General features: G+C 49.2%; 16 protein-coding genes. 10 read left to right on the top strand and 6 right to left on the bottom strand.

Translation table 11 applies throughout. The features are described 5' to 3' along the window. Positions 1-19 precede the first annotated feature (19 nt). From ABWW03_RS10810 to ABWW03_RS10820, 3 genes are all read left to right on the top strand, one after another. A complete protein-coding gene (locus ABWW03_RS10810) occupies positions 20-1,513 on the top strand; it encodes a DEAD/DEAH box helicase (protein WP_353408245.1) in 1,494 nt (497 codons plus the stop codon). A gap of 21 nt (positions 1,514-1,534) precedes the next feature. Further along, the gene (locus tag ABWW03_RS10815) at positions 1,535-2,005 is read left to right on the top strand and encodes an NYN domain-containing protein (protein ID WP_353408247.1); all 471 of its coding nucleotides are present in this window, start codon (positions 1,535-1,537) and stop codon (positions 2,003-2,005) included. Between the two features lie 380 nt (positions 2,006-2,385). Then, positions 2,386-4,089 carry a methyl-accepting chemotaxis protein gene (locus tag ABWW03_RS10820; protein ID WP_353408249.1) on the top strand — a complete coding sequence of 568 codons (1,704 nt, stop codon included), beginning with the start codon at positions 2,386-2,388 and terminating at the stop codon, positions 4,087-4,089. 376 nt (positions 4,090-4,465) lie between these two features. Here ABWW03_RS10820 and ABWW03_RS10825 read toward each other — a convergent pair whose 3' ends face one another. From ABWW03_RS10825 to ABWW03_RS10840, 4 genes are all read right to left on the bottom strand, one after another. Next, positions 4,466-5,248, bottom strand: coding sequence for an alpha/beta fold hydrolase (locus tag ABWW03_RS10825; protein WP_353408251.1), 783 nt, complete (start codon positions 5,246-5,248; stop codon positions 4,466-4,468). A gap of 99 nt (positions 5,249-5,347) precedes the next feature. After that, on the bottom strand, positions 5,348-6,481 hold the full coding sequence (locus tag ABWW03_RS10830) for an acyl-CoA dehydrogenase family protein (RefSeq protein ID WP_353408253.1): 1,134 nt from the start codon (positions 6,479-6,481) through the stop codon (positions 5,348-5,350). 10 nt (positions 6,482-6,491) lie between these two features. Beyond that, complete coding sequence (locus ABWW03_RS10835; RefSeq protein ID WP_353408255.1) at positions 6,492-7,697, bottom strand: acyl-CoA dehydrogenase family protein; 1,206 nt, start codon at positions 7,695-7,697, stop codon at positions 6,492-6,494. Between the two features lie 46 nt (positions 7,698-7,743). Beyond that, on the bottom strand, positions 7,744-8,763 hold the full coding sequence (locus tag ABWW03_RS10840; protein WP_353408257.1) for an NADP-dependent oxidoreductase: 1,020 nt from the start codon (positions 8,761-8,763) through the stop codon (positions 7,744-7,746). A 322-nt stretch (positions 8,764-9,085) separates the two neighbouring features. Here ABWW03_RS10840 and ABWW03_RS10845 point away from each other — a divergent pair, with 322 nt between their 5' ends. From ABWW03_RS10845 to ABWW03_RS10860, 4 genes are all read left to right on the top strand, one after another. Continuing rightward, positions 9,086-9,865, top strand: coding sequence for a TetR/AcrR family transcriptional regulator (locus ABWW03_RS10845; RefSeq protein WP_353408259.1), 780 nt, complete (start codon positions 9,086-9,088; stop codon positions 9,863-9,865). Between the two features lie 15 nt (positions 9,866-9,880). Then, positions 9,881-10,888: a GlxA family transcriptional regulator gene (locus ABWW03_RS10850; RefSeq protein ID WP_353408261.1), complete on the top strand. Its 1,008-nt coding sequence runs from the start codon at positions 9,881-9,883 to the stop codon at positions 10,886-10,888. Between the two features lie 108 nt (positions 10,889-10,996). Further along, positions 10,997-12,223, top strand: a complete 1,227-nt coding sequence (locus tag ABWW03_RS10855; RefSeq protein WP_353408263.1) for an NAD(P)/FAD-dependent oxidoreductase — start codon at positions 10,997-10,999, stop codon at positions 12,221-12,223. 86 nt (positions 12,224-12,309) lie between these two features. After that, a complete protein-coding gene (locus tag ABWW03_RS10860; protein ID WP_353408265.1) occupies positions 12,310-12,630 on the top strand; it encodes a 2Fe-2S iron-sulfur cluster-binding protein in 321 nt (106 codons plus the stop codon). Positions 12,631-12,776: 146 nt separating this feature from the next. Here the strand turns inward: ABWW03_RS10860 and ABWW03_RS10865 are convergent, their stop codons facing one another. Both ABWW03_RS10865 and ABWW03_RS10870 read right to left on the bottom strand, forming a co-directional pair. After that, positions 12,777-13,988 carry a DUF819 domain-containing protein gene (locus tag ABWW03_RS10865; RefSeq protein ID WP_353408267.1) on the bottom strand — a complete coding sequence of 404 codons (1,212 nt, stop codon included), beginning with the start codon at positions 13,986-13,988 and terminating at the stop codon, positions 12,777-12,779. Between the two features lie 281 nt (positions 13,989-14,269). After that, positions 14,270-16,627, bottom strand: a complete 2,358-nt coding sequence (locus ABWW03_RS10870; RefSeq protein WP_353408269.1) for a methyl-accepting chemotaxis protein — start codon at positions 16,625-16,627, stop codon at positions 14,270-14,272. A 474-nt stretch (positions 16,628-17,101) separates the two neighbouring features. On the opposite strand from ABWW03_RS10870, the gene ABWW03_RS10875 reads away from it, so the two are divergent. The 3 genes from ABWW03_RS10875 (at position 17,102) to ABWW03_RS10885 (ending at position 21,525) form a co-directional block, all read left to right on the top strand. Further along, a complete protein-coding gene (locus ABWW03_RS10875; RefSeq protein WP_353408271.1) occupies positions 17,102-19,021 on the top strand; it encodes a VacB/RNase II family 3'-5' exoribonuclease in 1,920 nt (639 codons plus the stop codon). 61 nt (positions 19,022-19,082) lie between these two features. Next, positions 19,083-19,955: an acyl-CoA thioesterase gene (locus tag ABWW03_RS10880; protein ID WP_353408273.1), complete on the top strand. Its 873-nt coding sequence runs from the start codon at positions 19,083-19,085 to the stop codon at positions 19,953-19,955. An 88-nt stretch (positions 19,956-20,043) separates the two neighbouring features. Beyond that, complete coding sequence (locus ABWW03_RS10885; RefSeq protein ID WP_353408275.1) at positions 20,044-21,525, top strand: hypothetical protein; 1,482 nt, start codon at positions 20,044-20,046, stop codon at positions 21,523-21,525. The last annotated feature ends 1 nt before the right edge of the window (position 21,526 follow it).

The following is a 21,526-nucleotide window of genomic DNA, read 5'->3' on the forward strand; positions in this document are numbered from 1 at the left end:
TGATTGAGTTTCACGTTATATGAGTTTTGACACACTGGGCCTGAGTGCCCCGATTTTAAGTGCTGTAGCCAAACAGGGCTATAGCGAGCCCTCTCCGATTCAAGCACAGTCTATTCCTGCAATATTAGAAGGCCGCGATGTGATGGCGGCCGCCCAGACAGGAACGGGTAAAACGGCGGGCTTCACCCTGCCTCTGCTGGAACGCCTTAAAAACGGTGAAAGCGCCCGAAGCAATCAGGCCAGAGCTCTTGTTTTAACCCCAACCCGTGAACTCGCTGCCCAGGTTGGCGACAGCGTTGCAACTTATAGCAGTGAACTGCCCTTACGTTCTACCGTCGTTTACGGTGGAGTGAAAATCAATCCGCAGATGCAAAAACTGCGCAAAGGCGCAGACATTCTCGTCGCCACTCCTGGACGGCTGCTGGATCTATACAATCAGAATGCCGTTGCGTTTGATCAGCTAGAAGTTTTGGTGTTGGATGAAGCCGATCGTATGTTGGATATGGGTTTTATTCACGACATCAAGCGTATCTTGAAGCTCTTGCCCAAGAAGCGCCAAAATTTGCTCTTCTCAGCAACTTTTTCTGACGACATTCGCGCTCTGGCAAAAGGCTTGGTTCATCAACCGGTCGAAATCTCAGTCACGCCGGCTAACAGTACTGCCAACACCGTCGAACAATGGATTTACCCTGTCGATAAAAACCAGAAGTCCAAGTTGCTGAGTAAGCTGATCAGCGATAATAATTGGCAGCAGGTTCTGGTCTTCTCTCGCACCAAACACGGCGCAAATCGATTGTGCAAGCAGCTGACCGCGCGAGGCATCAGCAGCGCAGCAATCCATGGCAATAAAAGCCAGGGAGCTCGCACAAAAGCACTGGCCGACTTTAAAACAGGCCGAATTCGTGCTCTGGTAGCGACGGATATTGCGGCGCGAGGCCTGGATATCGAACAACTGCCTCAAGTAGTCAACTTTGATCTACCCAATGTCGCCGAAGACTATGTCCATAGAATTGGACGCACCGGCCGTGCTGGTGCTACGGGTCAAGCTATTTCTCTGGTATGTTCTGAAGAAATTAAGTTGCTGAACGACATTGAAAACCTGACCAAAACCTTGTTGCCAAGAAAACTTCAAGAAGGTTTCGAACCGAGCATTGCCCTAGCTGAAACACGCTTAAGCGATAAGCCGGCCAAACCAAAGAAGCCTAAAAAGCCTAAGGCTCCCAAGCAGGAAGCCAATAACCAAACAAAATCAGGAAAGAGAAAACCACAAAGCGGTAACGGCGCGAACCGGAAAAAAAGCGAAGGAAATCATGAAGCGGCTCGCAAACGGCCCGCTTCAGGAAAGCAGAGCAAGCCCAAAAGCAATGAGGGCGCCAAGAGCGATCGTTCGAATAATGTTTGGGCCAAACCAAAACGCTCCTCTTCAACCAATAGGTCCGACAACACCAAAAGCAATGGAAGCACTCAAGCTCGAAAACCGCGCTCAGGTAATGTAAACCGCGCAAGATCTTAATATGTCACAGGTGTAGAGATAATGAAGGCCGCCATTTTTGTCGATGTCCAAAATATTTACTACACCTGTCGTCAGGCCTATCAGCGTCAATTCAATTATCGAAAGTTCTGGCAATGTGTCGCTTCAGAATGCGATATTGTGCACGCGAATGCGTACGCCACTCATCGTGGCGATGAAGGGCAACTTAAATTTCAAAATGCCCTGAAACACATCGGCTTCACCGTAAAACTCAAACCTTTTATCAGCCGCGCGGACGGTTCAGCCAAAGGCGATTGGGATGTTGGTATTACTATTGACGTCCTTGAAGCTGCGGAACACGTCGACCGAGTTATTCTTCTTTCGGGCGATGGGGACTTTGATTTACTGCTCGAAAACATTAAGCGTAAGCACGCAGTCAAAGCCGATGTCTATGGTGTACCCGCGCTGACAGCGGATAGCCTAATCGATTCGGCCAGTGAATTTTTTACCATTGACGAGAATCTTCTCCTGTAGATTGAATGGTGATACGTCAAGCACATTAAGCGTCGTAAACCGGAAAGTCTAATTCACTTAACGGCTTCCAAATTTTTAATTGATCACGGTGCTTTCTTTCCGCCCTATTTGTCTACGCTTTTACCCACCTTCTCTCAAACTCTTGAGGACAGATATAACTTTTTCGAACAAGTTTTTGTCTACTCATGCCAAATTCAAGCCACTTGTATTAAGCCCACACTATTAGTCACAAGCAATCTCATAGTCTTTGACAAAGACACTCCCCTATTTCTAGTGATACAGGCGACTTAAACGACAATTAATCCTATTGTTGACTAAACATTCTTTCACCTATCCCGATACTTATTGACACAGTTGGCTAAAAAACAAACGGACTTGTTATGTCTATTCGAGTGAAACTCAGCATTCTGTCAATCTTGGCAATGCTCATACTGCTCCTCAACCTCTTTGCGTTGAAGTTTGCTGAGAACAAGGAACTGCAACTCGCCGAGGAAGCACAACTCCGTTATCTCTCCTTTCAACTGGCGGATGAATTTCGCCAAACCTCCCAAGACCTCACTCGTTTGGGCAGAAGCTATGTTGTCACCGGCGAAGATCGATACAAAGATGCCTATTGGGAAATTGTAGACTGGCGCTCAGGAAAAACGCCAAGGCCTGAAACTGTACATCATGAACTGAAGCCCGGTGAACCTATTGCCCAAACCGAGCTGATGAAATCACTGGGGTTTACCAGAACAGAACTGGATCTTCTCGCACGAGCCGGGCAGTTTTCCAATGACTTGATTGCCACTGAAACTCAGGCCATGGATTCCATCGAACAGAACCTCATTGCACAAGGCCCCTTTCTGGCGGGTGACGGCGAGTCAGTGCGCTCCTTTGCCAGCCGAATTCTATTTGATGACAACTACCACCGTGAAGTCGATAGAATCATGGCACCTGTCACAGAATTTTTTGGCGAATTGGATCGCCGTACAACGGAGACATTGGAAAGCAGTAAAGCCGAAGCGCATCTTTGGAGAAATATCTCCAGTGCATTCAGTTTTTCTATATGGGCTATTGTCGCTGTCATTCTTTACTTCACCATGCAACATGTGCTCAACCCTTTGAAAAAGGCAGCTCAGGCTATGTCCGACATCAGTGAAGGTGAAGGCGATCTGACACAACGTTTGAGCCATCGAGGAAAAAGCGAAATCAGTGATCTTGCCCAAGCCTTCAATGTTTTTGCCAATCATATTCAGGGTTTGGTTCAAGAATTACACAGCACTTTCGGAGACATCAGTGATTCATCACAGCAGCTGAGTAACACAGCACAGGACACTGACCAAGCCGTTCACCACCAACAACAAATGTTGGGAAAACTGCACACCGATATCGATCACCTGGTACCCACCGTGCAAGCCATTGCCAGCGATGCACAATCAGCAGCCACCGATGCTCAGGAGTCGAATGAAGAAGCCAAACAGGCGATTAATGTGGTGAATACGTCAATCGACGATATTCAACTGCTTTCACAGAACATTCGTGCGGCTGCCGATGCCGTATCAGAGCTTGCCACTAATACCAATGAAATAGGGTCTGTCATTGATGTCATTCGCGGTATAGCCGACCAGACCAATTTGCTTGCATTGAACGCGGCCATTGAATCGGCCCGAGCTGGAGAGCAAGGCAAAGGGTTTGCTGTCGTTGCTGATGAGGTTCGACAGCTTGCGCAGAGAACCCAAGACTCGACTCAAGAAATTCAATCGATGATTGAAAAACTTCAACACGGTGCACAAAAAGCCGCTGGTTCAATGACTCAAAGTGCAGAACAGGCCATCGCTTCGGCGGAAAACGCAAACAGTGCGGGGTTATCTCTGGAAAGAATTACAGCGGCCATCAGTGAAATCAGTGGAAAAAACCAAGCCATAGCCAAAGCCAGCGAAGAGCAGAACAACACTATTCTCTCCGTTCAAGATTCAGTCGATCATATCCAGCAGCAGCTTGCCAATACCTCAGCAGGCTCCGAAAGAACCACACAGAGTAGTCACAAAACCCAGGCTTTAACTGAACAAGCCAGCCGGCTGATCAGTCGATTTAAGGTTTAAATTGAACGTAACGGGAGAACAAAACAGGACATTCGGAAGCAGAGTATTTAGGTGAAGGTACTTACAAGGAGCAGTTCACGCAAGGATTCATAGGAAAGTCAGGGAAAGACGAGGAGCAAGGAATACAGGGAACGTTACGTAGGCGACAGGAAGGCCAAAAGGGACGACGGAAAAAGGATTGGATAGCGAAGGACCGCGTCAAGGAGGCGACACGGCAGACACAGGGATACACGACGGAAGAAGTCATGACATGGATGTCAAACAAATAGGAAAATAAGTGCCTTCACCTAAGCACTTGAACACATAGACTTCCGCAGGCTTCGCCTGTAGATGTAAACCATAGATTTCGATCGTTACGCCCGATGATCACTTCAGATCAGTCACGCACGTGCAATGAAGTCCGACCTGCGAAGGCGCTGACAATCTCAATAAACTCTGGCTGTAAGACGGCAGCGTTTTGACTGTCGTGATCAGCGCCAGGAATTACAATGACGGGACGAGCCTTTTCCGGCAACTCCAACCTAGTCTTTATCGTATCAAAGTGCTCATCTATTTCCTTACTGCCGAAGACTCCCTGAACCGCGACCTGAATGCGTTCAATTTGGGCATCACTGACGGCATCTTCCTTCCAAGCTCGGGCGACCGCCGCCAGGGCTTTTTCACCATGGGCTTCCATATCTCTCGCCACATCTTGCTGAAAGGCCAGCTCCTCTTCCGAATCACTTGGAAAGCCGCCTGAAACCAGCACCGCTGTTTGTAGGCGGTGAGGATGCGTCACCAACAATCTGCCTAGGACAAAAGCTCCCATGGAGTATCCCGCCATATGCGCATGCTCAATACCTAGATGGTCGAGGAGCTTAATAACATCCAAGCCCACTTGCGGCCCATAGGCAGCCGTATTTTCAGGCTTTCCGCTCTTACCGTGTCCGCGACAGTCGAGCGTGATGACACGAAATTTGCCTGCAAGCTTTGTGGCGATATCCGTGTCATGCCACATGGAGGAATCCATGGAAAATCCATGAATCAACACCAGAGGCTCGCCCTTCCCTTTCGAATCACTGTAAAAAATGTCGACACCATTGGAATGAAAATACTCTGCACGCGCGGCAAAACTGAAGACGAGAGAGACTATCACAAAGCATGCTTTCAACGATTTCATCGTTTTCTCCGAATGTGGAATACGCCATTGGCCAGAAATTGAGTGTACACAAAAAACGGGGCCTAAGCCCCGTTTTCAACATCGAGATTAACTCGGTAATTATCCCATCGCTGCGGTGTAGCGCTTCAAGTGATAATCCGAATTACCAAACAGCGCATCAATGATTGTTAGGCGTTTGAAATAGTGACCGACATCCAACTCGTCAGTAACCCCCATGCCACCGTGTAATTGCACGGCCTCCTGACCGACTCGTTTCGCCGCTTGACCAATACGTGCCTTGGCCGCAGACACCGCCGTGCTGGCATCTTCTGCGCTGGCATCAAATTTCATCGCTGCCATCAATAACATAGACTGAGCCTGCTGACATTCAATGAACATTTCAGCCATGCGGTGCTGCAAGGCCTGGAAGAAAGACAGAGTAAAACCAAACTGCTTACGGGTTTTACTGTATTCAACCGTCTTGATCAGCAAGGTCTCCATATTGCCCAGAGCCTCAGCACAGACAGCAATACACGCTCGATCCATTACCCGCTCCAACGCTTCAAACGCAGCGCCCTCTTCTCCAACCAAGGCACTTGCTGGCAAGGATACATTGCTCAGTTTGATGTCGGCTCCCGTAAAACCGTCTACGGTTGTGTAACGGGCTCGCTCGAGACCTTCTGTATTTGAAGGCACCGCGAACAAGGACAATCCGGCCTTGTCATTCTGATCGCCAGAAGTACGCGCCAGCACCAAAATGGTATCGGCATTCCCGCCATTTAACACAGCGATCTTCGCACCATTCAAGACATAACCGTCGCCGTTTTTCTCCGCACGACTCAAGCAATTTGCGATATTATAGCGCGCTTGCTTTTCCGCATAAGCCAAAGCCATTTGTTGCTCGCCACCAATAATCGACGCCAATAAGCTGTCCTTTTGCGAAGCGGAGGCCAACTCAGATATCGCACCACCAGCGAGTATGCAATTGGCCAGGAAGGGCTCAATCACTAGTCCTTTACCAAAGGCTTGCATGATCACCATGATATCACTGGCGCTACCACCGTAACCGCCGTCTTCTTCACTGAACCCCATGCCCAACCAACCAAGTTCGGCAAACATATTCCAGTGCGCTTCGCTGTAACCCAAATCGGAGTTAACCAAATCCCGGCGCGCTTCGAAATCGTAATCGCTGCTGACGAATTTCTCGATGCTGTCTTTTAACAGCTGTTGTTCTTCGCTTAATGAAAAGTCCATGTTCTTCTCCTTACAGACCCAACACGGCCTTACAAATAATGCCTTTTTGAATTTCGTTGGTGCCGCCAAAAATCGACTGTTTACGGTTATTGAAGTAATGAGGGCCCGTATTGGTCTCGAACCAGTCACCGATTCGCTCTCCCTCAAAACCATCATGATATTGGGCACGAGTAAACGGCACAGCATGATAGCCGGCAAGCTCTACAAACAACTCGTCAATGGCCTGCATCACCTCTGTACCCTTAATTTTAAGGATGGACGACTCCGGTCCAGGCGCACCTCCGGAAGCAACAGCGGCAAGTGTTCGCAATTCCGTGTACTCCAGCGCAGTCAAATCCAGTTCTACATTGGCCACTTTTGTGCGGAACAGTTCGTCTTCCCACAGCGCACCTTCACCATCGTGAGCAGGCGTTTCTTTCGCTAGGCTCTTTACACTTTCCAAACGCACTTTGGAATTCTGTACATTGGCAATACTAGTGCGTTCATGGGTTAGAAGAAGCTTGGCGTAGGTCCAACCTTTGTTTTCTTCACCGATCAGGTTAACCGCTGGAACCCGCACATTGTCAAAGTGAACTTCGTTTACTTCACGCTCTTCGTCTAGAGTTAAAATTGGAGAAACGGTAATACCTGGGCTCGACATATCAATCAGAATAAAGCTGATACCCTGCTGCTTCTTTGGTGCATCAGGATCTGTGCGCACCAGACAAAACATCCACTCCGCCCAATGACCTAACGTTGTCCAGGTTTTGGTTCCGTTGATGACGTAATCATCACCATCGCGAACGGCGCTGGTTTTCAAGGCAGCCAGATCAGAACCCGCGCCAGGCTCAGAATAACCCTGACACCACCAAACATTGGATTCGAGAATATCGGGCAGAAAACGCTTCTTTTGCTCTTCATTACCGTAGGTGTAAATGACCGGAGCGACCATCGTCACACCGAATGGAATCGTACCTAATACATGAGCGCGCGCTTTTTCCTGCTGAACAATGTACTTTTGGGTCGGTGTCCAACCTGTGCCACCATATTCCACCGGCCAGTTTTCAGCTAGCCAACCCTTGTCGTTCAATATTTTCTGCCAACGAATAAAATCATCTTTCGTCGGGTGGATATTGTTCTTTACTTTTTCCTGAATATCTTTCGGATAGTGCTCCGCAAAAAACTGGCGCACCTCCTGTTGGAAGTCCAGCTCTTCCTGGGTAAAGTCAATATTCATGATTCACTCCATGCGTGTTATTTGTCTTTTAATTGCTATTGCGACATCAGGTCAGTTTAACAACCTGCTTACCAAAATTTTTGCCTTTGAGCATCCCACGGAAGGCCTCAATGGCATTCTCAATGCCTTCCGCCACAGATTCGCGATATTGAATGTCACCCGCCTTGATTTTATTGGCCAATAAAGCCGTAGCCTCGCCATGCTGTTCCTGCCATTCTGTTACCAGAAAGAAGCGGTGCTCCGGTGGCTCTGGCATCGCGCCAAAAACGTGGAAAGGCGTTTCAACCTTTGCAATATCTTCAGAGTTATAGGCCGATACATAACCACAAACCGGCACACGTGAACCTTTATTCAAGAGCTTCGCTACCGCACGGGTTACTGCTCCACCGACATTTTCAAAATAAATATCGATACCATTCGGGCAGGCTGCACTCAAATCGGCATCCAGATTGTCTGCTTTATAATCCACGCAAGCATCAAAGCCCAGTCCTTCGGTGACGTACCGACACTTCTCTTCGCCACCTGCGACGCCCACCACGCGCAACCCCATGGATTTAGCAACCTGACCCACGAGAGAACCCACCGCACCTGAAGCAGCCGACACCACCAAGGTTTCGCCCTCTTTCGGCTTGCCTACTTCGGTCAAACCAAAGTAGCCGGTGCGTCCAGGCATACCAGCTGCCCCCAGGAAAACCGACAGGGGTAACCCCTTCGCATCCACCTTGTAAATCATCGGTTCATCGGCTTTAGCAATGTAATGGGTTTGCCATCCGGTATACGCCGTGACCACATCGCCGACTTGATAAGCCTCGGTTTTTGATGCGATCACTTCACCGACCGCCTCACCTACCATCACTTCACCAATACCCACAGGGTCCATATAACCTTCCATATCGTTCATTCGAGGACGCATATAGGGGTCTAAGGATAAGTATTTGTTTTCAATGAGGAATTCACCTTCCTGCAACTCGGGCAAGGCGTTTTGCCTGACCTCAAAATCTTCGTCGCGAACCTCGCCATTAGGGCGTTGTTTAAGGGTAATGGCGGTATTGATGGGCGTGGACATACTGAGCCTCGTTGTGAATGAATTGAAAAATGCTCGCTGCTGTGGCGACCGACTGCAAGGGATTGACCGTTGCGGGCGCCGCACAAATTGGTTATGGTTCTTAAAAAAGAGCGAGCGTTCGCTATTTATCCTAGATAGTGAGGTTTCAGTCAAGACTTGTGAAAACTTTGGTCAAGTTTCGGCAGCCACGGCGCAGAAACTGTCCTTATTTGCACTTTCAGCCGTATGAGCTGAGGTCGATTCAGGACAAAGAGTGACCCAAAAGAGCCGCATGTAACGGCCAATCCAAGGCGCTAGCCCTAATAGAAGAGACACATTGATAATGAGTAACAGCAGCACACAGACCAATTGGCCTCAAGAACAATGCTTTAGTAGCTTTAAGCATTGCCTTCCGGTCTGTCGTGATTCGGTTTACTGCGAATTTTTCAATGCGTTTCGTGAAGACATTAAGGTGAAACGCGAAAGCGCTGCCATCAAAAACCTGAAAACCATTTTCGACGCCACCTTCGAACTCGCCAGTAAAGGCGGATTCGATGCGATGAGCCTCCGGGATCTGAGCCAGGCAACCGGCATCAGTATGGGCGGCCTGTACAACTATATCCGCAGCAAGGACAAGCTCGCGCAAATGGTCAATGACTTTCTCAGTCAGCGCCTGGCTCCCCTGGCCTATTCACTGAATCTCGAAAATGGCAGCCCACGGCAAAGACTGGCGACACGCCTGCGTATCTATATCTATATGGGAAGCTTGTTCCGACCCTGGTATCGCTTCGTGTATATGGAATCGAAATCCATGGCTCGACAACAACGCGATCAAGCCAAGCTGTTTGATTTAGTGGATACCGCCAAACTGAAGGAACTGATTGAGGAAGGCATTAGTGCCGGGGAAATGCAGTGCAGCAATACTGAACTTACTGCTTCCGCCCTGCTTGCCTTGATTCAAGACTGGTATTTGAAATCCTGGAAGTATAAACAGAACGATACCAGCACCGATGACTATGCGAACTTTCTTGTGTCCATGACGGACAAGTTACTGGCCAATAATGACCAACACACCGGGAATCAGAGTGGTTACAATGCCCACTCTGGCAAAAATAACCAATAGACAGCAGAAACAGCCATGCCAAATATTGCTCTGATTGCTTACGACGGTTGCTACACATCAAGCCTCGCCAAAGTGCAGGACAACCTGCATATCGCCAATGCTTACTGGCGCAAACAACACGGGGATACTGAAGGACAATTCGCCACCAAGGTGCTGTCAGCTGACGGCCAGGGCGTAACCTCTATCGGTGGACTGAGTTTCAATGTCGATGGGGATTACAGCCTCGCGGACGACTGCCAGGTCATTGTCGTTCCATCGCTCTTTTACGAAGGCGAACTGCTCTTTGCTCGCAAACTAAAACAAATGGCTCCTTTGGTCGACTGGCTGAGAGTCCAGCACGGCAAGGGCAAAACCATTATGGGCCACTGCACCAGCAGCTTTGTGATTGCTGAGACAGGCCTGCTCAACGGCGGCACGGCAACCACCAGCTGGTGGTTGGAGAAAAAATTCCGCCAACGTTACCCGAATATCGAATTGAACATCCGTCAGCTTTATGTGGAACACCAGCGCGTAATGACCGGTGCCGCCGCAAATTCCGAACAGCTCATGACGCTGCGTTTAATCGAACGCTTTATGGGTAAGAGCATCGCCAATCAGTGTGCCAAGGCCACCCTGCTCAATACCAATGAAGTGGAACAAACGGCTTTCCTGACCCTGGAAAACCAGCTTGAGCATAACGACCCACTCGTGAGTAAAGCCCAAGCCTGGTTGCAACGGAATATGAAAGAGCGTTTTTCACTGAATCAGTTGGCCGATGAGCTGGCCGTGAGCACCCGTACCTTGATTCGCCGATTTAAACAGGTATTGGATGAAACACCCAACCGATACTTGCAGAACCTGCGGATTGATACCGCCAAGCGCATGTTGGAAAACAGCGGCCTGCCCGTGGAAAGTGTCATGCTGCAAGTCGGCTACACAGATCTCAGCTCCTTCAGCCGATTGTTTCAACGTAAAACCGGATTAACGCCACGGGCGTACCGTCAGCGCTTTCATAACCAACAACGCTCAGGTACTGACGGTTAACACTTTTGCTGGAATTTGTCACTGCCAATGCTCGGTGGCTTAACCTACACTGTGACTGCCCCGAGCGGGTAGTCACCCTTCCGATTGAGCTAAGGTCCTAAAGAACATATGCAAGGCAACTGTATTATTATCGGTGCATCCCACGCTGCCGCCCAACTCGCCCCCAGCCTACGCCAGGAAGGATGGGAAGGTCGTATCATCATCATCGGTGATGAGCCTCACGCGCCGTATCATCGACCGCCCTTATCCAAAACCTTCCTCAGCGGCGAAAAGACATTAGATCAAATACTCATTCGCCCATTGGCCGCTTACGATAAAATTGATGCGGAGTTTATCTTAGGGCAACGGGTAAAGCATATTGATCGAGCGCAGAAAACCATTCAGCTCGACAACGGCGATACGCTGGAATACGAAAAGCTGGCACTCTGCACAGGTTCTCGCCCGCGTCAAATTCCCCTGCCCGGCGTTGAACTCAACGGCGTACATTATTTACGAACCGTTGCCGATATCGAAGGTATTCGAGGTGATTTGAAAGGCGACCCATCCTCTGCCAGAGTGGTAATCATCGGCGGGGGGTATATCGGTCTGGAGACCGCCGCCGCCTTAAATAAACTGGGTGTCAATGTCACCGTGCTGGAAATGATGGACCGTATCCTCCAACGCGTTACCGCTCCTGTTATTTCCGACTTTTACCATCGTGTTCATTCTGAAGCCGGAGTCAATATTCAAACCGGCATGGGTGTTGACGCCATTCTCGGTGATGGCAAGGTCAATGCCGTTCAATGCAGCAACGGTGAAATTCTCGATGCCGATGTCGTGATTATCGGCGCTGGTATTGTGCCAAATACTGAGCTGGCCGAAGCCGCCGGATTAGACATTGATAACGGTATCGCTGTTGACGCTTACGCTCAAAGCAGTGATCCCGACATTGTTGCCGCCGGTGATTGCAGCTCTTACCCACACGCCCTAATTGGCAGCCGTGTACGACTCGAAAGCGTGCCCAATGCCACCGAGCAAGCCAAAACTGCGGCCGCCAGCATTTGCGGTAAACAAATTGACAACCACAGCCACCCTTGGTTCTGGTCAGATCAATACGATATCAAATTGCAAATTGCTGGCTTTAATATGGGGTACGATACCGTGCTTGTCCGTGGTGATAAAAACAGTCGCTCCTTCAGTGTCTGGTATTTCAAAGGTGATCAACTTTTAGCCGCCGACTGTATCAATCAAGCCAAGGAATTCATGCAGGCCAAACAGTTGCTCACCAAGGGCATCAATCCCAGTCCTGGACACGTTTGCGACCCAGACTTTGATTTAAAATCGCTGTTGGCTTAGGCTACAGCCGGTTTAAGCCCTGCCGTTTGATAAAAGGGCGAATACCAATAGACGTGAATGATTAGCCAATACTGAAGAGGAAACCCATGCCTTTAATTAATTATGTCGACGCCAGTGGCAACCAGTTTGAAGCCGAAGTCGAAGTCGGCAGCAATGTCATGCAAGGTGCGATAGACAACATGATCGATGGCATACTGGCCGAATGTGGCGGTGCTTGTGCCTGCGCGACCTGCCACTGCTACGTCGATGCCGCCTGGCAAGACAAAATGCCCGCGATAGAAAGTGCCGAGCAAGATCTACTGGAAGCTGTAGTTGAGCCCAAAGACAACAGTCGTTTAAGTTGCCAGCTCGTGGTGACTGAAGACATGGATGGCCTGGTGGTTCACCTGCCCGCCTCTCAGTATTAAGTCTTCCAAGTTTACGCCCTTCAGAACGTTGGCCTCCCACGTTCATCAAGGTACAAGCGAAGAACACAAAAGCCCCGAAACCCACCGGGGCTTTTTTATGCCAGCGAATCTGCGGAACAGCGGCGGTAAAGTCGATACAAAAAAGATTAACGGGATAACAGGGTCACGACCAAGATACCCAGTGGTGTACCAATAATATAACCAGCCACCCCCACTAAAATACCGGGAGTCACCAAGGCCGGCCAACCTCGAGCCATCGCCAAAGCTGGCGCCGTTGTCGCCCCGAGTATCGCGGCGTTCGAAGCAATGATTAATTCTGGCAAAGACAGTTGAGCAGCATCGCCTCGTCCACCGACAACACGTAGGCCCTTATTAATACACCAGGCACCGATGAACACCACAGCACCGTGAATCAGCAACAGAATCACCACAAAAGCAAGCAAAATGGGTGCAGTCCCGAGCAAGGCAAAGACATCTGCGCCCGCACAAATGGCAGCAAAAAACACAAAGGCCAAAATTAAGCCTATTTCTTCACCGCCACGCAGTGACTGCATCGTTTTAGGAGCGAAGGTTGCGGGTAACACAGACAATAAAGTGATGAAGATGTAGCGCAGCGGTTTGAAATCGCTGCCATCCCATAAGCTCTGCAACAACAAAATCAATGCATCGGATAAGGCCACAACAGAAATACTGAATACCAGCGCCGCACACAATGAAAAAGCGGATATTCCAGGCTCATCACTGTCGTCAAGCGATTCAGTTGGTGCACCAGGTTCAGCCTGGCTGTGATCGCGTTGGGCAAAACGCCCCATCAACCAGCTTGATGCAGGCATGATGGCGATCACCGCCAGAAACAAGGCACTCATCAAACTGTCCACCGCAGTGGCTGCCGATATCACATTCGCATCATCAAACCCCGTAGCCTGAATCAGTGCGGCATAATTCACCGAGCCCCCCACATAGGTCGCTGTAAAGATACCGCCAAGCTCCGCTTCTTTTGCGCCAAGATCCAATAAATGAACACCAACCATTGCGCCAATAGCGCTGCCCATCGCCGCCAGTAAAAAGCCCAAACCTACCCGACCGGACTCCGCAATAATTTTGCGAACATCCGCACGCAATAAAAATAAGGGAATCAACACCGGTACAAAATAGCTAAACACCAGACCATAGAAATCTGCGGACTTGGGAATAATGCCAACATTCGACACGAGTATCGCCGTCAGCAATACCCAAACGGCCCCGGTCAGTACTCGTCCCCAAGCTTGTTTCTCGGCCCAAAATCCAAACAGGGCAATCGCGAACAAAGCCGCAGCAACGGCAAAATGGGCATCCGCAGGAATCAAACTCACATTCATTGTTCAGGGCTCTTCTTATTGTTATACGCCGCCACATAATGTGATGGCTCATAAAGGACCCGATTATAAGCCCAATGAAAATCACTGTCTGTAAGACTTTATGCAATATCAAACACAGCTTATGTCGTGTTTAGACTCTCCGAGAAACCGCCGTCCTTTAGGCAACACGAGGTAAGATGCAGCAGAAGAGAAAAAGAAAGAGAAAGGGATACCGTAGGAAAAGAACGTTAAAGAAAAGGAAAACTGGAACCCGGTAGGCATACCGGGTTCCACAGGCCAAATCAGTTGACCTTATAAGCCGATACCATGGTTTTTAAATTACCCGCCAAATCACTCAGCTGTGTACTGATGCTGTCGAGTTCGTGACTGCGTTCTGTACTGCTGTCTGAGAGATTACTTAAATCCTGCGTACTGCCGGTAATTTCTTTAATCACTTCCGTCTGCTCTTCAGCCGCCGTGGCCACCTGCTCGTTCATCAGGGAAATCTTACGCATAATGTCCATGGTTTCCGAGAGCGCTTCTTTTGAAGACTCGGCTTCGGCCACGTTGGATTTCACCTTCTCCAAGCCCGAGCGCATAGCGTTCACCGCAACACCGGAATCGGTTTGGAGGCCTTCGATCATGGAAGAAATTTCCCCTGTCGCGTCTTGGGTTCGACGCGCCAGATTGCGCACTTCGTCAGCAACTACCGCAAACCCACGCCCCTGCTCTCCCGCTCGTGCCGCTTCAATAGCGGCGTTCAATGCCAGTAAATTGGTTTGTTCAGCAATCTCCTGAATCACGTCCAAAACCGAACCAATATCACTGGTGCGCTCCGCCAGGGTTTCCATCGCCTCATTGGCACTGCCAATCTCTCCGGCCACCGATTGAGTCGAAGCAACGGAACGTTCCACCATTTCCGCCAACCGAGTGGAAATGGTATTCGCTTCACGAGTTTGCACCGCTGTTTCGCTGGCATTACGGGCCACCTCATGGGCAGCTTGCTCCAGTTGAGTCGCCGATTGTGCCACTTTCATACACTCTCGGTTTTGCGAATCAATTTCCTGCAGATTGGTGTTCATCAAGTCAGACATACCATCCGCACTTTGAGCCAACTGTGTGGATGATGACGTAATCTGAAGGAAGTTTTCGCGCAGGCGGCGTATCAGAGCATTCACGCTGCTGGCCGCTTGAATCACTTCTTCGTCGCCGCTTTCGGTGAGAACCCGCGTCAGATCATTGTTCTCTGAGATTTCAGAAACCCGCTCACTCAGGTAGGAGATCGGACGAGATAAGCTGTGCGCGAACCACAGACCAACCGCAATAGCGATGACCAATACAGCGACAAAGGTCAGACCACCATAGATAGCGATCAATTGTCCCAGGGATTGAACTGGGCCAAAGGCTTCACCTTCATAAATTTCCGCCACAATACCCCATTTCAAACCGTTAATTTCCAACGGTGCATAGGCACCAATAACGAGTTGTCCCATGTAGTTGCTGTAATGGGAAACACCGGTACGGCCTGCGGAGATGCCTTGACCAGCCTCAGTATTCACAGGCACCGCACCTATGGTTGTCCCCTTCGCAAGAACCGTATCCGTCGCGGCTTTGCCGAAACTGCTGTTGTAGCCCCACTGTTTGAAATCAGTAGGGTTCTCGACGAAGACTCGACTGTCAGAACGCATATGCTGATCATGCCCCACCAGATACAGTTCGGCAGATTCACCATAGCCCTGCTTTTCCCATTCCTGGTTTAAGGTCATCAGTTGATTGATGCGATCCAGCGCCATCTGATAAATCAGGATACCAACCTGGGCTCCATCGTTATTCAGAATGGGGGTCGCCGCAAAGGCCGCATTGTCGTTGTAACTTGGCATATAGGGCTTGAAGTCGACCACTGCGACCTCTCGACTGTCCCCCAAGTCTTTAGCCGCACGATAAGCATCGGCAAGGCCCGAATTACGGTATGGGCCCGACTCGAGATTCGTCGCGTAGTCCAGTTCTTTGTATACGGAATACACAACATCACCCGTATTGGGATCAACAATGAAAATATCGTAAAAGCCAAAGCGCTTCAGAAAAGCCTGAATAGCCAAGTGATAGTTTTCATGGACCTGGTCATAGCTGCCCCCCAGAGAGGAAGCCAGCATATTGTCCTTTTCACCTAAGGCTTCTTCATTGTCACTGATGTAGTAATACTGAAACCACTTCGCGCGCTCACCCAATGAGTCCACGATGGCATCAACATCGACTTTTTGCCCGGTATTTTTCTCTGAATAACGACTGCCGTAGTCGTTTCGATAATAGCCATCCAGAGACTCCCTCGCCTCTGGCGTAAATGACGCCAGGGCGCCAGAGTCAAAATCCCCACTTGGGGCAAAACTCTGTTCAGCAAATGCCTGACTGAAGTCACTGGCCGCAGACACCAGCATATTACTCTGGGCCTGACTGAGGAGTTGGTCATTGACCGTCTGAAAATAGGATTCCAGTTCAGTTTTTTTCGCTTCCCGGCGTGAGACCAACTTACTTTCAAGTTGTTTATTCAGCGCTTCTTGCGCTGAGGAGTATGAAAACCACCCCAATACTACGGTAACTGCGAGCAGCGGTAGCAGAGAGAGGGCCAAAGCGAATAACGAAACCCTGGTTCTTACTTTCATGTGTCAATTCTCGATCTGTCTGATTGTGCTTGGTCACTCGGCCGCCAAAGAATAATTAGGCGCCACTTGTTACATCGACAACTTAGTACAAAAGGTTTAGTAATTTTTTCGGAAACCTATTAAAAAAGAGTAGCTAAGCGACTCGCAAAAACCAGCCCCCTTATGGTGCGTGGCTTTGAGCCCAATCCTTACGATCCGCATGGACTTGACTAAAATTGCAACAAACCACCCCAAAAGCGCCCACTTTTTGAGCAAATTGCGCTTTTCGGTTAAAAAGTGGTGCATGTCTATGCACCAAAATATACCTGGGGATATAACGGCCTGATTCGCTCACAAAAGCATTAATGGAGAATCGATCTATGGAACGGACAATCGGTCACGTTTTTAGGTGCCAAGACAAGCTCACCAAACGCGCAGGAGCTGATATAATCTCGCCCTTTTTAGTTCACACTTCCCTCGTTATAAGGGCCTTACATGCTAAACAATGATGCGCTCACCCAGTTGAGCCAACTGAAGAAAGATATTCGCGCGACAAAAGACATCGCCAAAGGCACAGTTCGCGGCAGTAACGGCAAATTTGGTTTTGCCAGTCTGGATGACGGTCGTGAAGCATTTATCACGCCTAACGATATGAACCGTCTCTTTCCCGGAGATCGAGTCCGCATCAATGTTGTTGAAGGCAAAGGCGGCAAACCCCAGGCCGAACTGGAAAAGCTGATTGAAAGCCCATTGAAAGACTTTGTTGGCCATTACGTTATTCGTGGCCAGGGTCACTTTGTCCAGCCGGACCTCCCCCAGTTCAACCGTTGGTTATTTATTCCGCCCAACCAGCGTAAAGGGTTGAAGGCCGGCGACTTATTGCGCTGTCGAATCAGCCAACACCCGTTCCACAAAGATGGAAAAGCCCAAGTTAAGGTGCTGGAACGCCTTGGCAATGAGCAGACAGCGGGTATCGAAGGTCTGTATATGGCCAGCAAGCATATGCTTCCGGGCAAGTTGGGCAAAGGCGCTCAGGAACAGGCTGATGAGCTGGCCTCGGCAGCATTGCCCAGTTACCCAGACAGCAGCGTACTGCCCTTCGTGACCATCGATTCAGAAAGCACGCTGGACATGGACGATGCCATTGCCGTTAGCCGTGAGGGTGACGGCTTTACCCTGAGTGTTGCCATTGCGGACCCAAGCATTGAAGTGGCCCCCGACTCAGCTCTGGGTCAAGCTGCACTTAATCGTGCCCAAACGGTGTATTTGCCTGGTCAGAGCCGCCATATGCTGCCTCCCAGCCTGTCTCAAAACCGTTATTCATTGCTTGCAGGGGAATCACGCCCCGCCCTGCTGTGCCATATCAAAGTGGACGGTAGCGGAGCGATTACCACGCACAACTTTGAACTCTGCAATATTCAATCCCAGCAAAAGCTGAGCTATGAGAATGTGAGCGCCTGGTTAGCTGGCGCTGAATTGGAACTGAGCCCTGAGCAATCCAACAGCCTGAAAGCACTGCAGGAACTGGCACAAAAGCGCCAAGCTTACCGTTTAGCCAATGCTTTGGTGATGGAAGACAAAGCCGACTACGACCTTGAACTCAATGAGCAAGGTAAAATCGCGACTATCCATAAGCGCGAGAAAAGCGAAGCGCATTTGATGGTCGAAGAAGCCATGTTGGCTTGTAATATCTGCGCTGCCGAGTTTTTTACCGACAAAGGCATCGATGCCCTTTTCTCCCATCATGCGGGAATCAAAGAAGACAAACTCAAAACCCTTATCGAAGTGTTGCAGGAAGACCATCCAGCGCTTGCCGAGCTTAAGCTGGAAACGCTGGAAGGTTATCGCAAATTGATGCAAACACTGAACGAAGCCGATCCACAGCTGCTGTTGACCTGCAAGCGCCTGTTGCAAGCCAGTCAATTACATATTGGTAAGGCGCCGCACCTTGGCCTCGGCCTTGAGGCCTACGCCACAATTACCTCACCTATTCGACGCTATCAGGACTACTACAACCACCTCCTGTTAAAAGCGGCAATCCAAAACGACAAAGCACCCGCACCACTCAATGCTGAAAAAGTCGAGGGGATTCAGGCCCAGCTGATGGCGGGCCGCCAAGCCGTGCGTCAAATGGAGCAGTGGCTGCACGTGCAATACATGGCCGATAAAATCGGTAGCGAACATCAAGCCAGCATCGCCCTGGTCAATGGCCAAGGCGTTGGCTTACGCTTTGATGAAACGGGCATTGAAGGCTTTGCGCTCCTGCAAAACAAAGAAAACCCTTGGGAGCTCGACCATCGTCGCCTAAAACTCGTCCGCGGTGACACTGTTTATCAACTGGGCCAATCCCTTAGAGTTAAGGTTGAAAGTATTGATCCCGCCTTACGTCGTATTGCGGTCAGCATTATTGAATAAATGTTGCTGAATGAATATTGAACACACCTTGAATCTCGCTACCTAGCGAAAAGGAAAACCCATGAGCGAGCTCTTTGCGGAGAAAAAAGCGCAGGACTTCAAAACTCTGTTGCAGGTTCTGAAACTGGAACAGAAAGAAGACAGGCTTTTTCGCGGGCATAATATGCCCACCGCATGGGGCCGCGTCTATGGTGGCCAAGTATTAGCGCAAGCACTGTATGCTGCTCATCAAACCGTTAGCTCCGATTTTGAAGTCCACTCTCAACACGCTTATTTTATTCGCCCTGGCCAGGTCAACATCGATATCGATTTCCACGTCGAGCTGGTGCGCGATGGTCGCGGTTTCTGCACACGCCGGGTTACCGCATCACAAGCTGGCAAAGCCATTTTGATTTCATCCCTCTCGTTTCAAATACCCGAGCAAGGTTTAGAACAGCAATGCGAATTTGAGGCTGATGTGGGGTTTGATGGTTTGCAAACCGAACATGAGCGACAAATCGAGTATTGTGAGGCGAAAGGTTTAGACCCCGACAAGCGCACACTGGAAATTGAATACCGCAGTACCAATCCCTTCGACCACCTCAAACCTGAACCCATGCCAGCACGAGTTGGGGTGTGGATGCGAGCCAGTGGCAAAGTGGACGACCCTATTCTCAATCAAGCATTACTGTCGTATATGTCCGACAGCTATTTGCTGGACACCTCACTCCTGCCCCACGGCATCTCTTATTACAACCCTAAATTGCAAAGCGCCAGCCTGGACCACGCCCTGTGGTTTTACGGCCAAATCGACGCCAGTCAGTGGCACTATTATGAATTGGACAGCCCCCGCACAGGCGGTGCCAGAGGCCTGAACTTCGGTAAGATTTATCGCGAGGATGGCACACTGGTTGCCGCCGCCGCGCAAGAGTGCTTAATGCGCCTGGTGGACTAGTATCGCATTTCTGTCAGGCACACTTGATCACAGCTATTGACTTGGATACTCTAGCGGCCCACTTTTGAGGTGTTATGGAGATTGATCAATGGCAAGGAACGCAATCTATTCCCTCGTCACCCTCTTTTTGCTACTCAGCATTTTTATTTATTTTGGCTCTCAAGACGATAAAACCATTGACGATCAGGGTTTATCCGCACTTGTAGAGCGAGTTCCTGAGTCAGAGAATGGCTTTCAGTATATTGCGTTTACTCAAGATGAAGATTATGAAACCTTTTCAAGTTCGTGTGAGAAGGAAAAACTACAGCGACATTTAGATGAAGAACATTGGCCCGTCAAATGGGATGATGATCTTTTGCTTAAAAGTAATGTGCAGCCAAGTCGACAATTTATTGAAAACCTATGGGATGACCAATGGGTAAAAGACTTGCTAAAGCGTCAGAAAAAAACTATCGACCTAGCCATTACCGCGTCTCATGCCAAACACTTTGACCTCAATCTTGACTACTCAAGCCTCATAATAAATATCGACTACATGGAACTCATCGATATTGGAAAGCTCTTGGTCCTCAAATCGATGCAACACGCGAGGGACAATGAAACCGCAGAAGCAATAGCGGAATCGAATGCTGCCATTAAATTCGGCCAACTGATGAAAACAGAGGCCAGTCATTCATTAATATCTTTCATGGTAGGCGAACGAATCCAACAAACTGCACTATCATGGCAAGCGAAGTTATTTCAGGAACTGGAAATTCCTCGACATACCTATCAAAGTGCTTTAAATATTCTTGATGAACTTTCGAACAATGCCGATCATCATTATAGTCAAATAGCGGCTGGAGAATATCTCTATTCTGAAAATCTAATCCTCAACGTACACAAAGATACGCTGATGGAACGCTGGCGGATATTCTTTGCTCCTGAAGAAGACGAATTTAATGATAGCACGGTTATCAGCAACAGCTTTGGTCGGGAAGATTTACCCCTTATTGAAAATACAGTAAATTTTTTGTTTGCAACCTTTCCTAACTTTTACTATCACAGAAACACCGAAATCTCAGCGTACGCCAAATATTTATTTTCAGTAAAAGAGTTAGCGCTGAATGGGTGTCAAAACATATCGGATACGAACACCAGCCCGCCCTCACCGGAATACACACTAGCAGACCTAATCACACCGAATGCTATAGGGTTAGCTAACCGCTCAAGGGATACTGGCGCCTTCAACACCTACCAATTAAGACACTGTTTGAACCGTTTGCAGATTGAAGCAAACAAAATGATTCTTGCGGCCAATCACGCGCGCGTAAACCATTCCGGGAAAGCCAAAAGCCTTGAGGATGTGAAAAAACACCTTGGGGAGATAGAAGCTATTGATCCGTTCAGTGGCGAAGCACTGAAGCTGAGTAAAGACGGCAGTGAAATTTATTCGGTTGGAAAAACAGGTCATGCCAGCGAAGAAGACGAAGGCGCGCTGTTTAACGCCGATTGCCACTATGAAGAAGCGTGCTATAACAAACCAAGGTTTTCCTTATATCACCCACCTTGGTTTGGTAATGCCGATTGAC

Source organism: Pseudoteredinibacter isoporae, assembly GCF_040372805.1.
Lineage (GTDB): Bacteria > Pseudomonadota > Gammaproteobacteria > Pseudomonadales > Cellvibrionaceae > Pseudoteredinibacter > Pseudoteredinibacter isoporae_A.

Coding starts and splice junctions, on each gene's coding strand:
- ABWW03_RS10810 (WP_353408245.1), top strand. CDS start 20: ATGAGTTTTGACACACTGGGCCTGAGTGCCCCGATTTTAAGTGCTGTA.
- ABWW03_RS10815 (WP_353408247.1), top strand. CDS start 1,535: ATGAAGGCCGCCATTTTTGTCGATGTCCAAAATATTTACTACACCTGT.
- ABWW03_RS10820 (WP_353408249.1), top strand. CDS start 2,386: ATGTCTATTCGAGTGAAACTCAGCATTCTGTCAATCTTGGCAATGCTC.
- ABWW03_RS10825 (WP_353408251.1), bottom strand. CDS start 5,248: ATGAAATCGTTGAAAGCATGCTTTGTGATAGTCTCTCTCGTCTTCAGT.
- ABWW03_RS10830 (WP_353408253.1), bottom strand. CDS start 6,481: ATGGACTTTTCATTAAGCGAAGAACAACAGCTGTTAAAAGACAGCATC.
- ABWW03_RS10835 (WP_353408255.1), bottom strand. CDS start 7,697: ATGAATATTGACTTTACCCAGGAAGAGCTGGACTTCCAACAGGAGGTG.
- ABWW03_RS10840 (WP_353408257.1), bottom strand. CDS start 8,763: ATGTCCACGCCCATCAATACCGCCATTACCCTTAAACAACGCCCTAAT.
- ABWW03_RS10845 (WP_353408259.1), top strand. CDS start 9,086: ATGAGTAACAGCAGCACACAGACCAATTGGCCTCAAGAACAATGCTTT.
- ABWW03_RS10850 (WP_353408261.1), top strand. CDS start 9,881: ATGCCAAATATTGCTCTGATTGCTTACGACGGTTGCTACACATCAAGC.
- ABWW03_RS10855 (WP_353408263.1), top strand. CDS start 10,997: ATGCAAGGCAACTGTATTATTATCGGTGCATCCCACGCTGCCGCCCAA.
- ABWW03_RS10860 (WP_353408265.1), top strand. CDS start 12,310: ATGCCTTTAATTAATTATGTCGACGCCAGTGGCAACCAGTTTGAAGCC.
- ABWW03_RS10865 (WP_353408267.1), bottom strand. CDS start 13,988: ATGAATGTGAGTTTGATTCCTGCGGATGCCCATTTTGCCGTTGCTGCG.
- ABWW03_RS10870 (WP_353408269.1), bottom strand. CDS start 16,627: ATGAAAGTAAGAACCAGGGTTTCGTTATTCGCTTTGGCCCTCTCTCTG.
- ABWW03_RS10875 (WP_353408271.1), top strand. CDS start 17,102: ATGCTAAACAATGATGCGCTCACCCAGTTGAGCCAACTGAAGAAAGAT.
- ABWW03_RS10880 (WP_353408273.1), top strand. CDS start 19,083: ATGAGCGAGCTCTTTGCGGAGAAAAAAGCGCAGGACTTCAAAACTCTG.
- ABWW03_RS10885 (WP_353408275.1), top strand. CDS start 20,044: ATGGCAAGGAACGCAATCTATTCCCTCGTCACCCTCTTTTTGCTACTC.